1 protein-coding gene is annotated in these 227 nt (G+C 51.5%); it reads left to right on the forward strand.

What is annotated here, in order from left to right; translation table 11 throughout:
* Window positions 1-36 precede the first annotated feature (36 nt).
* On the forward strand, window positions 37-227 hold a 191-nt coding region (locus QD47_RS29765; RefSeq protein WP_327204698.1), incomplete at its 3' end, for a hypothetical protein.

Below are 227 nucleotides of genomic sequence, written 5' to 3' on the forward strand. Positions count from 1 at the left end.
AGCCTCTCGCATGCCATTAAATCCGTAAAAGAGTCGTTGCGAGGCATACCGAATAAAGGATTCGGATATGGGGTGCTGAAGTATCTGACGGCGGCGGAGCATAAGTCGAATCTAGGATTTGACGCCCATCCGGACATTGTCTACAACTATCTCGGACAGTTTGACCAAGACGTTGCAACCGAAACCTTTGAAAGCTCGCCGCTGGGAACGGGATCGGAAGAGCAGGC

The organism is Paenibacillus terrae (genome assembly GCF_000943545.1).
GTDB lineage: Bacteria > Bacillota > Bacilli > Paenibacillales > Paenibacillaceae > Paenibacillus > Paenibacillus terrae_A.